10 protein-coding genes are annotated in these 13,333 nt (G+C 44.7%); 7 read left to right on the top strand and 3 right to left on the bottom strand.

Annotation, left to right across the window (positions count from 1 at the left end):
• Positions 1-59: 59 nt before the first annotated feature.
• Positions 60-524 carry a transcriptional regulator AsnC gene (gene asnC, locus L0992_00270; GenBank protein XGB67205.1) on the top strand — a complete coding sequence of 155 codons (465 nt, stop codon included), beginning with the start codon at positions 60-62 and terminating at the stop codon, positions 522-524.
• Between the two features lie 68 nt (positions 525-592).
• Here the strand turns inward: asnC and prlC are convergent, their stop codons facing one another.
• Positions 593-2,635, bottom strand: a complete 2,043-nt coding sequence (gene prlC / locus L0992_00265; protein XGB67204.1) for an oligopeptidase A — start codon at positions 2,633-2,635, stop codon at positions 593-595.
• Positions 2,636-2,914: 279 nt separating this feature from the next.
• Here prlC and L0992_00260 point away from each other — a divergent pair, with 279 nt between their 5' ends.
• The 6 genes from L0992_00260 to L0992_00235 all read left to right on the top strand — a co-directional run bounded on the left by L0992_00260 (position 2,915) and on the right by L0992_00235 (position 10,702).
• Positions 2,915-3,754, top strand: coding sequence for a 23S rRNA (adenine(2030)-N(6))-methyltransferase RlmJ (locus L0992_00260; protein ID XGB67203.1), 840 nt, complete (start codon positions 2,915-2,917; stop codon positions 3,752-3,754).
• Between the two features lie 187 nt (positions 3,755-3,941).
• On the top strand, positions 3,942-5,297 hold the full coding sequence (gene gorA / locus L0992_00255) for a glutathione-disulfide reductase (protein ID XGB67202.1): 1,356 nt from the start codon (positions 3,942-3,944) through the stop codon (positions 5,295-5,297).
• 183 nt (positions 5,298-5,480) lie between these two features.
• The gene (locus tag L0992_00250; GenBank protein XGB67201.1) at positions 5,481-6,797 is read left to right on the top strand and encodes a serine/threonine protein kinase; all 1,317 of its coding nucleotides are present in this window, start codon (positions 5,481-5,483) and stop codon (positions 6,795-6,797) included.
• Between the two features lie 2 nt (positions 6,798-6,799).
• Positions 6,800-7,393 carry an ECF-type sigma factor gene (locus L0992_00245; GenBank protein XGB67200.1) on the top strand — a complete coding sequence of 198 codons (594 nt, stop codon included), beginning with the start codon at positions 6,800-6,802 and terminating at the stop codon, positions 7,391-7,393.
• 120 nt (positions 7,394-7,513) lie between these two features.
• Complete coding sequence (locus L0992_00240; GenBank protein ID XGB67199.1) at positions 7,514-10,309, top strand: hypothetical protein; 2,796 nt, start codon at positions 7,514-7,516, stop codon at positions 10,307-10,309.
• 141 nt (positions 10,310-10,450) lie between these two features.
• Entirely contained in the window at positions 10,451-10,702 is a 252-nt protein-coding gene (locus L0992_00235) for a DUF6482 family protein (protein XGB67198.1), read from the top strand.
• 76 nt (positions 10,703-10,778) lie between these two features.
• Here the strand turns inward: L0992_00235 and L0992_00230 are convergent, their stop codons facing one another.
• The gene (locus L0992_00230) at positions 10,779-12,020 is read right to left on the bottom strand and encodes an NADH:ubiquinone reductase (Na(+)-transporting) subunit B (protein XGB67197.1); all 1,242 of its coding nucleotides are present in this window, start codon (positions 12,018-12,020) and stop codon (positions 10,779-10,781) included.
• Between the two features lie 200 nt (positions 12,021-12,220).
• Positions 12,221-13,201, bottom strand: a complete 981-nt coding sequence (locus L0992_00225) for an SPOR domain-containing protein (GenBank protein ID XGB67196.1) — start codon at positions 13,199-13,201, stop codon at positions 12,221-12,223.
• Between the last annotated feature and the right edge of the window lie 132 nt (positions 13,202-13,333).

The raw sequence follows: 13,333 nt of genomic DNA, 5'->3' as shown, positions 1-13,333 counted from the left end.
ACCCTTGGCTATGATATGTACTCTAGCCAATATATTTTCATTAAATCTGAGGGTTAAGCATGTCCACAACCACCGCTCGTCTCGATGACCTAGACCGTGCCATTCTGAAAACCTTAATGGAAGATGCTCGTACGCCTTATGCCGAGATGGCAAAGCAGTTTGACGTAAGCCCTGCGACTATTCACGTCCGTATCGAGAAAATGAGATCGGCCGACATTATTGAGCGTACCGAGGTTGTGGTAAACACAAAAAAACTGGGCTACGACGTGTGTTGCTTTATTGGTATCAATCTCAATGCTGCCAAAGATTATCACTCGGCGATCGCCAAGCTGAATGCCTTAGATGAAGTAGTTGAAGCCTACTACACCACAGGTGCCTACAATATTTTCGTTAAGTTGATGTGTAAATCGATTGAAGAGTTGCAGTTCGTCCTGATCGATAAACTGCAGGCGATCGATGAGGTGCAGTCGACCGAGACGCTGATTTCACTGCAGAACCCCATTAACCGTAATGTGAACCCATAATCGTTTGATAAATAGATACAAAAAGAGCCTCATAAAGAGGCTTTTTTTACATTCTGACCAGCAGAAGATTAAGCGCTAATACCCGCATGACGCAGCATCGCATCGATTTGTGGCTCACGACCACGGAAGCGTTTGAACAGCTCCATCGGCTCTTCACTGCCACCCATCTCAAGGATGTTGTTCAAGAAGCGATTACCGGTTTCAGTGTTGAATATACCCTCTTCTTCAAACGCTGAGAACGCATCGGCTGAAAGCACTTCAGCCCATAGGTAGCTGTAGTAACCCGCACTGTAACCACCAGCAAAGATGTGACCAAAGCTGTGTGAGAAACGATTCCAATCAAGGCTTGGCAGTACCGATACCTTAGATTTCACGTCCGCTAGCGTTTCTAGTACGCGCGCCCCCACTTCTGGGTCGTACTCTGTGTGCAAAGTAAAATCGAACAAACCAAGCTCTAGCTGGCGCAGGATAAACATCGCTGATTGGAAGTTCTTCGCTGCCAGCATCTTCTCTAGCATCTCTTTTGGCAATGCTTCACCCGTTTCGAAGTGACCCGAGATAAACGACAGCGCTTCCTCCTCCCAGCACCAGTTTTCTAAGAACTGACTTGGTAGCTCAACCGCATCCCAAGGTACACCATTGATACCCGCAACTGCGCCCGCTTCTACTTGCGTTAGCATATGGTGGATACCGTGGCCAAATTCGTGGAATAGAGTCACGACTTCATCATGAGTAAACAGTGCTGGCTTATCACCAACAGGCTTGTTGAAATTACACGTTAGGTAAGCGACGGGGGTTTGTAGCTCGCCAGACTCGGTAATACGACGACCACGACAGTCATCCATCCAAGCACCACCACGTTTGTGCTCACGTGCGTATAAATCTAGGTAGAAGCTACCGCGCAGTGCACCTGTCGCATCAAAGATATCAAAAAAACGAACTGACTCATGCCATGTGTCGACGCCTTCACGCTCTGTTACCGACATACCAAACACACGGTTTAGTACCTCAAACAGGCCTGAAACCACATTCGATTCAGGGAAGTATGGGCGAAGCTCTTCATCAGAGATCTCGAATAGGTTCTGCTTCTGTTTTTCGCTGTAGTAAGCGATGTCCCACAGGTTTAGCTGAGAAACACCAAACTCTTTCTCAGCAAACTGACGCAGCTCTTCAACTTCGCGTTCACCTTGTGGTTTTGCTTTTACTGCTAGGTCGTTTAGGAAGCCAAGAACCTGATCTGGCGTTTCAGCCATTTTAGTCGACAGTGATTTTTCGCTGTAGGTGCTAAAGCCCAACATACGAGCGATCTCGTGACGCAGTTTAAGTTGCTCGGTGATGATCTCTGTGTTGTCCCATTTACCAGCATTTGGTCCACGGTCCGAAGCGCGTGTTACGTACGCTTCATAAAGCTCTTTACGTAGCTCTTGGTTATCACAGTAGGTCATCACAGGTAGGTATGATGGGATATCCAGAGTCAGTAGGTAACCTTCTTGCTCTTTAGACTCGGCTGCCGCTTGAGCTGCCGCCAGTGCCGATTCAGGCATACCCGCCAGTTCAGTTACGTCTGTGATCTGCTTGCTCCAACCCATGGTTGCATCAAGCACGTTGTTCGAGAATTGAGAGCCTAGCTCAGACTGGCGCTTGCTGATCTCGCCGTAGCGGTGCTGTTCGTCTGCTGGCAAGCCAATGCCTGACAGTTCAAAGTCACGCAGTGCGTCTGTAATGGTTTTTTGTTGAGCTCGGTTTAATGCCGAGAATGCTTCACTCGCCTTGATCGCTTTGTACGCTTCAAACAAGCCTTTGTGTTGACCAACCCAAGTGCCGTACTCAGACAATACTGGTAGGCAGCTCTCATACGCTTCACGCAGTTCGTCGCTGTTCACAACAGAATTCATGTGGCTTACTGGTGACCAAATACGGCCTAAACGATCATCCACTTCTTCAATCGGAGCAACTAGGTTGTCCCAACTTGGTGAAGTATTACCTTCAAGTACTTGTTCTATCTTGTTGCGACACGCTTCAATCACTTGCTCAACCGCTGGCTTAACGTGCTCAGGTTTGATTTGTGAAAACGGAGGTAAGTCCGTGAAGGTTAATAGCGGATTAGACATATAAACATTCCTTTGGCTTTAGAGACTTTCGTCTTTTTTGTAATGAGGTCGTCTTACAGTCATCAGGCTCAGGTTCGCCCTAAAAAATCACCTGCGAATAGTTATTAAATAGTGCCCAATAAGGCAAATTTCAATAGTAGAACCAATAACTAACCACATATTGCGAACGACTGTTCCTGAATTGTTCGAGAATTTATGGTCCATTGAGGGTTATAATGGTCTGATTAACCCCACCTACACTAACCACACTCTAAATCGAGAGTGTTACGAGAGTTTAATTTGTTAAGTTATCGCCACAGCTTCCACGCAGGTAACCATGCCGACGTAGTAAAGCATATCGTACAGAGCCTTATTCTTAATTCTTTGAAACAGAAGGATAAGCCTTTTGTTTATCATGACACTCACTCTGGTGTAGGTCGTTACGACTTAACGCATGAATGGTCTGAAAAAACCGGTGAATACAAGCAAGGTATTGCACGCGTTTGGGAGCAAAAAGACCTTCCTGAAGACATTCAAAGCTACCTTGAGTCTATCTCAACGCTAAATAACGGCGACAAGCTGCGCTACTACCCGGGTTCACCACGTGTTGCACGTGCGCACCTGCGCGACCAAGACCGCATGGTACTGACCGAGCTTCACCCAGCCGATCACCCGCTGCTTGAGCAAGAGTTCCACCGCGATCGTCAGGTATCTATCTACAAAGAAGATGGTTTCCAACGCTTAAAAGGCAGTCTGCCACCAAAAGAGCGTCGTGGCTTGGTACTTATCGATCCGCCTTATGAGCTAGCAAGAGAGTACCGCGATGTGGTGACTGCGATTGCTCAAAGCCATAAGCGCTGGGCCACCGGTATCTACGCAATTTGGTACCCGGTAGTAAACCGTTGTGACATCGAAGATATGATCGAAGGCCTTGAAGGCTTAGGCATCAACAAGATTCTACAAATCGAACTTGGCGTATCACCAGACACCAACGAGCGCGGCATGACAGCATCAGGCATGATTGTGATCAACCCGCCTTGGAAGCTAGAAAGCCAAATGAACGAGATTCTTCCATTCTTGAAGGAAGCAATTGCACCGGCAACCGGTCATTTCAAAGTAGAGTGGATCGTACCCGAGTAATCTCGAATCCACATCATAGACTGAAGAATCTTCAACAGACTGTGATGTGGACGAATAAATTTTAAACAGGGAGATTGAGTTCAACCGATCTGCCCTCAATATAATAATTAGACAATTTAAGAATCTATAGGACGTAGGTATCCAGTGCTCTCACTGTGACTACAACCTTCAATAAATGGAGAAAGTAATGGCGACTCATTTTGATTACATCTGTATCGGTGGCGGTTCAGGCGGCATCGCATCAGCAAACCGCGCTGCTATGCACGGTGCAAAAGTTGCACTTATCGAAGCTCAAGACCTTGGTGGTACTTGTGTAAACGTTGGTTGTGTTCCTAAAAAGGTAATGTGGCACGGCGCTCAAGTCGCTGAAGCTATCAACCTATACTCTGAAGACTACGGCTTCGACGTTGAAGTAAAAGGCTTCAACTGGAGCAAGCTGATTGAAAACCGCCAAGCGTACATTGGTCGTATCCACCAATCTTACGATCGCGTACTGGGTAACAACAAAGTAAACGTAATCAAAGGCTTTGCTAAGTTTGTTGACGAGAAAACGGTTGAAGTGAACGGCGAACACTACACAGCAGATCACATCCTGATCGCGGTAGGTGGTCGTCCAACGATTCCAAACATCCCAGGTGCAGAATACGGCATCGACTCAAATGGCTTCTTCGACCTGATGGAGCAACCAAAACGCGTTGCGGTTATCGGCGCGGGCTACATCGCAGTTGAGATCGCAGGCGTACTAAGCGCGCTTGGCACAGAAACACACCTGTTCTGCCGTAAAGAATCTCCACTACGTAGCTTCGATCCAATGATCATCGAAACACTAGTAGAAGTAATGGAAGCAGAAGGCCCAACACTTCACACGCACTCAGTGCCTAAAGAAGTTGTGAAAGAAGCGGATGGCACGCTGACTCTACACCTAGAGAACGGCAACACTCAAAACGTTGACCACCTAATCTGGGCTATCGGTCGCCACCCAGCGACTGACGCGATCAACCTAGCATCAACTGGTGTTGAGACTAACGATCGTGGCTACATCAAGGTAGACGAGTTCCAAGCAACTAATGTTCCTGGTATCTACTGTGTTGGTGACATCATGGAAGGCGGTATCGAGCTAACTCCTGTAGCGGTTAAAGCAGGTCGTCAGCTTTCTGAGCGTCTATTCAACGGTCAAACCAACGCGAAGATGAACTACAACCTAGTTCCTACTGTTGTATTCAGCCACCCACCTATCGGCACGATCGGTCTAACGACTCAAGAAGCTGAAGAGAAGTACGGCAAAGACAACATCAAGGTTTACACATCTGGCTTCACTGCGATGTACACAGCGGTAACCAAGCACCGTCAACCTTGTAAGATGAAGCTAGTATGTGCTGGCGAAGAAGAGACAGTAGTCGGCCTACACGGCATAGGCTTCACTGTTGATGAAATGATTCAAGGCTTCGGCGTTGCAATGAAAATGGGCGCAACTAAAGCAGACTTCGACTCTGTTGTGGCGATTCACCCTACGGGCTCAGAAGAGTTTGTTACGATGCGTTAATCGCAGGTCATAAGATCAAAGATAGAAGCAGGCTTAGGCCTGCTTTTTATTAACCAGCTTGAACAAAAAAAGAACGCACAAAGCACTGATATATAAAAAATTATAAAAGATTGTCAAATCTCAGCAAAATCTATAGCTCATACTTATAGAATCCCGTTCATAATAATTCTTGAACAAGCGACAATGTCAGTAGCCAACACCCGTATAACCGATCTTTTTTATCAATTATTGGATCTATCAGAGGCAGAAAAAACAAAATACCTAAAAGAATTAAAATCACACCAAGTCGAACTGTATAACAAAATTTATCCCCTTCTCTACACATCAGATCTAGAGCCTCTTACACACATATTTGGTGTAAGCGCTCTTCAAGCTACCGACAAAAAAGTTAACTTCTCTGATACATACATAGATAAATACCACCTATCTTACGAAATAGGTCGTGGCGGCATTGGTATTGTCTATGCTGCTACTCGAGTGGATAAGACATTCCATCAAGATCTTGCAATAAAACTCATTCAACCAGCTTTATCCCACATCATAGACAAAAAGTATCTGTTTCAAGAGGCACAAGCACTTGCGACGTTGAATCACCCGTATATAACCAAGGTGATCGATGGAGGGACACATGAAGGGTCTGTCTACATCGTTATGGAACATATTAAAGGTTGCACGTTGAACGAGTACCTTACGACCTGCCCCCTGAGTTACGCCAAAAAGCTTAATCTATTTTTAAAGATATGCGCGGCTATATCACACGCACACAAACACCAAGTGCTGCATACCGACTTAAAGCCAGAGAATATCTTAATCGATTGTGAGGGAAACCCAAAGATACTCGACTTTAATTTAATGAGAGGAATCAGTGACCAGTTGTCAGCTCACCCACTCACTATCAATGCCTACAGTCATGATTACGCGAGTCCAGAGCAAATCAGCGGAAATCCCCCCGCTGTTCAATGCGATATTTACGCTCTAGGAAAGATCTTAAACTTCATGTTTCCTAAACTACCGATAAGCCAGGGGGATCTAAACTGCATCATTCAAAAAGCGACACGAAGCCACGCCTTATTGCGCTATTCGAGTACCACTGAACTCTATAACGACATTACGCAGCTGATCGCTTGTCGTCCAATCTCCGCATATCAAGACCAACCATTTTATTCCGCTCTGAAGTTATGCCAACGCCGTCCAATTCAATGTGCTTTATCTACTGTGCTCATTTGGTGTGGTGTAGGTTTCTACACGCCTTTGATCAAAAAAAACCAACAACTTCAAATAGAAAAGCGCGCTTCAGAAAGAGTCACAAGGCAATTTGTCCGAACGCTTTCTCAAATAAAAGAGAGCCCTAAGTCGAAAGCATCGATCAATACAGTACTAAAACATACCCATAAAGCAGTTTTAGGCGATCCTGGTATACCAACAAAAACAAAGATGAAACTGTTACGAATAATTGCCCCACAAACAACTAAGACAGAATCAACAAAAGGAAACTGCTAACCATGAATAACCAACTTACTGATATAGAGTCGATCATAAGGGGTTGGAAAGCGGGGCATAAATGGGCAGAACAGAAACTCTATCGTTTCGCTTACGCCCACCTCTACGCTCTCGCTCAAAAAGAGAGAAAAAGGAGCACGACCAAGCATGAGCAAAGCTGTTGGGTATCTTGGAATAGTATCCACAACACAACGGCGTTAGTTCACGATGCTTACCTAAAGCTCTCTTCGGCCGAGGCTCAATCAATAGAAGACACTCGTGATTTCCTGTTGATGGCAGCAAAAATCATGCGACAAATACTCATCGATAACGCTCGACGTCAACAAGCACAGAAACGCCAACTGCCCACAAAAGTCCCCCCTCAAGAAGAAAGGCATTTCGAGCAACTGATCATTATGGATAAGGCTGTTGACCGCTTTACTTTGAATTACCCAAGGCAATCACAAGCATTCAAACTGAAATATCTTATGGGGCTTCAAACTCAAGAAATCAGCCAGCTACTAACCTGTAGCGACAGCCTAATTGAAAAGGATTTAAAGTTTTCTCGCTCTTGGTTAACGAGGAAAATAAACATGCAGCATAACCCCATTTATTGAAAAATAATTTACGGTATTTCACTCAAATTTCGTGTCTTGTGAAATCCACTCTAGAAAGGTAAAAACGCCGCAGATCTTAATTAACCTAAAAATAATTACTCTTCAGAGTAAGGACAAAAAATGAAAAAGGTAACGTTATTAGCGGCTGCGGTGGCACTAGGCTTAACAGGTTGTGGGAGCGATATCTCCCATACAAGTAATAGCCCTGACAATGATAGAACTCCCCCTAGCGGCGGTTCTGGTGATAAATCAAGTAGCATTGTCGTAAAAGGTTTTGATGGCTACTTCCATAACGCCGTAGTGTTCGCTGATGTGGACGACAACGGGAAACTGAATCTAGATATCGATACTGTGTTCGGTCTAACAAATGAAACCGGTGAATTAACACTACCCAAAAATACAGAGGTCAAACACAGCCTAGGTTTACAAACACTCCGTCCTGGCGATGTAACCCCAGAGCTAGCTCAGAAGCTGAGTACTCTTCCTGACAATACAAAATCACTGGATAAACTGTTAGATCTATATACAACAGATATGGATCTTCCAGAGCAACCTATGTCTAACGCTGTCGTGCTACGCACACCAAAAGTTGATGACAGTGAAGGTGTCGTTATATCTCCAATTACCGATCTAGTCGCTATCGAGATGCGCAAAAATAACAGCACACTTGAAGCTGCCATATCAGCAGTAAATAGCAACCTTGGTGGCACAGAAGAAACACCTCTTGATCTTTTCTCTGACTTTGTAGAAGACTCTAAGAGCAATCTACAAAGTGCTCGACTTCATAAAACTGCACAGATCCTTACGGAGTCAAAAGCGAAAAACCCTTCAGAATACGAAAAACAAATTGAGATAATCACGGACACGGCTACTGAAAAGTCAGAAGAAATCGTTACAGAAGACAATATGGGCGATGATAACTTGGTCAACGACAGGCCAGTCATTGATCCAACCGAGCCTGAGACCGCTATTCGCAACTTCAAGCTGTTAGTTAACCCATCAGCAAAATCAGCGATACAGCAACAGGTCCACACTCTCAAAATTAGCGAAACTGATACTGTTTTAGAAACGATTGAGGTACCAAACAGTCTTTTTGAAGATAAATATTCAGTAGACGGTGCTCTAACTCCGGTAAGGCCTAGCGTTAAGATTGATGGAAAAGGAGAGATCAGTGCTGAGCTTGATGAAAGTGGTACTACGTTAACATTATCAAGCTCAGGCTCGTTGGAGAACCCGCAACGCAGCTACACAATTACGTTTGAAGCAGAAGACAAAGATACACAAGATGAAGATGCGAAAGTAACCAGCACACTGCGTACTACTTTTTCATTCGATGTAGATCTACTCAACACACCTCCAAGTGTTGTGGATACGGAAGAAACACGAATCCAGACTGAAATTGTATCTACATGGAACTTAATCCAAGGTGCCCTGTTTACCGGAGAGATCCCAGTAGATACGTTGTTTGAAGATCGTGAAGATTCTCACCTAACGTACACAACAAATATCGACAGTGCGGCTCCTGGCCTTCAATCTAAGTACGATTCAGTGTCTAGCGTGATTCGCATAACGGGTTACCCACAAAAGGTTAATAGCAACAAGGTAAACTTCACCATTCATGCTGATGATGGTCACACTTCAACCTTCTTAGCGTCTGCACCAGCGAACTTTACAGTGCCTCCCGTGCAAGCTGGCAGCATCAGTATTGACGAAGAATTAAAAGCAGATTTGCAAGCACAAATTACGACACAATGGTCACTGACCGTTGGTAAAGACTTTGAAGAAGCTTTCAGTGTTGCAAACCTGTTTAGTTCAAAGGTTTCGGGCGATATTGAATACTACGCTCACTATGCGCCACATGATAATGAAGCGCCAAGCAACCCTATCCCGGGAGTATCGGTAAGTGTTGATAGTTCGGGCTTCGTAACATTAAATGGACGCCCAACTTCAGAGACCAATAATGTTGTTCTGTATATCGCACAGGGGATCAACTTTTCGGGTGGTGAGGAAAATGATATTGAATCAGAAATGGTAACGTTTAGGTTACCTAACGTTCAGCCAGGAGAAGTTACACCTCCAGCAATAACTATCGAAGACCAATATTTATATCAGTCAGAAGTAGAAAGCTATAACGATCAAGGTACAGGTCTAGCTTGTGAAGTTCGTTATTTCGATTCAGCAACACAAACACTCTACGCATACAATCGAACTAAAGATAGTTTTGCTTCTTGTCCTGAAATTAATGCTTCGTCTTCTCCGGTTGATAACAATAATTTCGAGGCACTTGGTTCATACACTATCGATGCGAACGGAGGATATGTGCTTAATGTCGACGATGATGATGAGTCATTCACCATTCGCTACAGCGCTCAAAAATACCAAGACTACTTCGTATTCCAAAATACTGAGACCTTCCATAATTCAGTAGACTACAAAGCACAAAGTATGACTTTTGAAGACATTTACCCTGCTTACACTGATCCAAAACAAGTGAGCGCTTTAATCTCTCAACGAATCACAGATGGCGTTGTTGATGATCTTTGGGTTGAAGGCACTCTTCATTATATTGACCAGAATGGCAACATTAATGGTATGGATGTTGACGCTGCTATGAATGATGTAGATGGTAATTGCACTGATGCTAACATGTGTGAGAGTGGTGTTTCGGATGCAGACATTTACCTTAAAATGAGCTGTGAAGAAGTAAAAGAAAATTACACATTCGACGTGTACTCAATGTCGGGAACACCGTTTTCCTGGGAAGTGCAGTACTTTGATTCTGCGGAAAATAACACTTGTAGCGTCGATTTTACTTCTACCACACCAATCACTAGCGGCATTAGAACTCTATATGGTGAAGTAAAAGAAGAGCAACGTGGTAAGTTCACTGACATTCTGTTTAGTTTTACAAGATAAATAGAATACGTTGGAAACACAACCTAGCTAATACGAAAGCCTTGTCGTTCTCGACAGGGCTTTTTTATATGTAACATATGAACCTTCATCCGAAGCCCTGCGTAGAAAGGTCAAACTAACATAGACAGCGCGGAGCTCATTATGAATCTACTAATTGAATCATTTGAAGGCGGGATTTACTTAGCTTACCAAGTAGTTGGCGAGCAAAAGCAGTTAATTAAGGACGACCACCAGCACCCAATGAAGTTTTTGAGTGTCAATCAAGCACGCGACCACTTCAGTGACCAAGGTGTAGCCTCAGCAACCCTCATTCATAACAGTGCTTATGACGAAATGTGTGGTGAACACTGTGGTAGCACACAACCGTTCGAGATTGATTTGAAGTGGAGTTAAATCAACTGCAAATCAATCGTGATAAAAATGGAAAGGCTTGCACTAACGCAAGCCTTTTTCATTTGGGTCATATTTCTTATCGTGCTGTGCGTTTTTGTCTGCGTTTGATGTTTTGCTCTTTCACGACAAAGTCGAACAATGGGGCGAACAGGTTAGCAAACAAGATAGCGAGCATAATACCCTCTGGATAAGCAGGGTTGAGCACTCGAATACCGACCGTCATGACACCAATCAAGATCCCGTAAGCCCACTTGCTCTGATTAGTGAACGCCGCGGAAACCGGGTCCGTTGCCATAAAGAAAGTACCAAATGCCACACCACCCAACACGAAGTGCCAGTAGAACGGCATCGAAAACATTGAGTTAGTCTCTGACCCAATCCAGTTCATCAAGCTCGACGTCACCACCAGACCAACAATCACACCCGCGACAATGCGCCAAGAGGCAATCTTCATCACAATCAAAATTACACCGGTCAACATAATCAGCAGTGAAGACACTTCGCCCATTGAGCCCGGGATATTACCGATGAAGGCATCCATCCAAGTGATCGCCTCACCTGTCATGTTATTGATGAGTGACGAGCTACCGCCTTCATACCATTGACTCAGCGGAGTCGCTCCTGAATAGCCGTCAGCGGCAACCCATACTAAGCCGCCCGACATGTTGGCGGGATAAGCGAAGTAAAGGAATGCCCGACCTGCCAGTGCAGGGTTCAGGAAGTTTCGTCCCGTACCACCAAACAACTCCTTGGCAACCACAATACCAAAGGTGATACCTAGAGCTGCCTGCCATAGCGGAATGGTTGGTGGAAGAATTAAGGCAAAGAGAACCGAGCTAACAAAGAAACCCTCGTTAACTTCATGTTTTCGAACAACCGCAAATAATACTTCCCAAAAACCACCAACCACAAACACTGTGGCATAAACAGGAAGAAAGTAGAGAGCACCAAGAAACATCTGGCTTCCCCAGCCACTAGAGACTAAAGCTTCAGCACTACCAAACGCCCATGATAAGCGCCAACTGCTGTCGATGATGGAGACTAGCTCAGCACCAGAATAGGTAGCAGTCAAACCCATCACGGCTTGCTGACCGACGTTGTACATACCCCAGAACATTGCGGGAAAAGTGGCTAGCCACACCAGAATCATGATCCGTTTAAGGTCTATGCTGTCTCGAACATGGGTTATGCCGCGGTTTACGTTGCCGGGCGTATAAAAGATGGTCGCAAAAGCCTCATACACAGGGTAGAGCTTTTCGTACTTACCACCCGCTTCGAAGCGTGGAGCCACGTCTTCTAATCGTTTTTTCAAACTCATAATCTCAATCACCTTATTGCTTGAGTTATGGTTTTCTACGCATCAACGGCGCTATTTGAACAATTTCTAACGATATTTAATCAAATTCGTTTTGAAGAATTGAACATCAATAACTTAGACCAACATTGAAAAAGAAAGATGTAAAAACAACAAAGCCCCAGCGATGGCTGAGGCTTGTTTGGTATTACTGCATGTCGGAGTTACTTCACACACATTACGTTAAGCAGTGAAGACCCTTTTAGTTGATTCACGTTACCGTTGGTAAACAGACCTTTCTTGTCTGCACCCCAATAAGGTAGGTGCATTGGCCAGTTCTGTTTCTCCATCACCTTTGAACCTAAGATGCTCTGCCATTGCTTTTCAGTCATCAGTTTCATGTTGACCTGCTTACACACTAACTCAGCGCTAGCGTAATCTAGGCGACTCCAAGGCTTGCCTTGTTCCATATAAAACTGCTGTTGGTGATCAAGAAGGTAAGGTATCGCATATTGAGAGCCCGCAACATTGGCCGTCACACGAATTTCGATATCAAGGTCGTTGTTTGAACTTGTACCACTACTTGGGAAAGCTTGAATTGCAGCAGCGCTAGTTGCCGCTTGAGCTGCAACAACAGGCTTCGGTGCTGGCTTAGCGACTGGTTTTGGCTTTGCCGGAGCTTTAGGAGGCTTAACCGCTTTGGATTCGACGGCTTTAGGTGCTGCTGCTTTTGCAACGATAGGTTGTGACGAAGTCTTCGACTTATCCACCATACGAATAAAGGCTTCACCATAACCCGGAACTTTACGTACTTGAGCTAGGTCTTTTCTTGCATCAGAGAAGGTCGAGTAAGGGCCGATTAAGCAACGGTAATCACCACCTTCAGGCTTCATCCAAACGTTAGTCGAGATCTTTTCATATAGAGGTTTTGCACGGCTCAGTGACAAAGGCTTGTTCAGCAGGCCACATTGAACCCAGAACAGTTCGTTATCTGAATGACGTTTAGGAGCCTTACTGCCCCAAACACCTTTACCAATCGGACATGATTGCTCTAGCTGTGGTAATTGATTGGTGCTTGCCTGAGTGGCATCACATAGAACCGATTCTGCACTAACTTGGCTCGATACCAAAAGGGATGCAGCGATAAGCCCCATACGATAATTTCTCATCACAGCACGACATACAGCATTCATTGTCAATTTCATAACCACCACTTAAACCCTTGCGGGTTAATTATTACCGAATCAATGTCGATAAAACATGAATTCCATTTTAAGTATTATTGACAGTATCAATGATACTAAGTTCCAGATCCATTAAGCAAAAAAAGAGCCGTA

Source organism: Vibrio pomeroyi (assembly GCA_041879425.1).
Classification (GTDB): Bacteria; Pseudomonadota; Gammaproteobacteria; order Enterobacterales; family Vibrionaceae; genus Vibrio; species Vibrio pomeroyi_A.
Note: the sequence above shows the minus strand (reverse complement) of the source record. Positions and strands in the feature narration are given on the sequence as shown.

What these genes read in the sequence shown, in the direction of transcription:
- asnC (XGB67205.1), top strand. Translation starts at nt 60, where the DNA reads ATGTCCACAACCACCGCTCGTCTCGATGACCTAGACCGTGCCATTCTG.
- prlC (XGB67204.1), bottom strand. Translation starts at nt 2,635, where the DNA reads ATGTCTAATCCGCTATTAACCTTCACGGACTTACCTCCGTTTTCACAA.
- gorA (XGB67202.1), top strand. Translation starts at nt 3,942, where the DNA reads ATGGCGACTCATTTTGATTACATCTGTATCGGTGGCGGTTCAGGCGGC.
- L0992_00250 (XGB67201.1), top strand. Translation starts at nt 5,481, where the DNA reads ATGTCAGTAGCCAACACCCGTATAACCGATCTTTTTTATCAATTATTG.
- L0992_00245 (XGB67200.1), top strand. Translation starts at nt 6,800, where the DNA reads ATGAATAACCAACTTACTGATATAGAGTCGATCATAAGGGGTTGGAAA.
- L0992_00240 (XGB67199.1), top strand. Translation starts at nt 7,514, where the DNA reads ATGAAAAAGGTAACGTTATTAGCGGCTGCGGTGGCACTAGGCTTAACA.
- L0992_00235 (XGB67198.1), top strand. Translation starts at nt 10,451, where the DNA reads ATGAATCTACTAATTGAATCATTTGAAGGCGGGATTTACTTAGCTTAC.
- L0992_00230 (XGB67197.1), bottom strand. Translation starts at nt 12,020, where the DNA reads ATGAGTTTGAAAAAACGATTAGAAGACGTGGCTCCACGCTTCGAAGCG.
- L0992_00225 (XGB67196.1), bottom strand. Translation starts at nt 13,201, where the DNA reads ATGAAATTGACAATGAATGCTGTATGTCGTGCTGTGATGAGAAATTAT.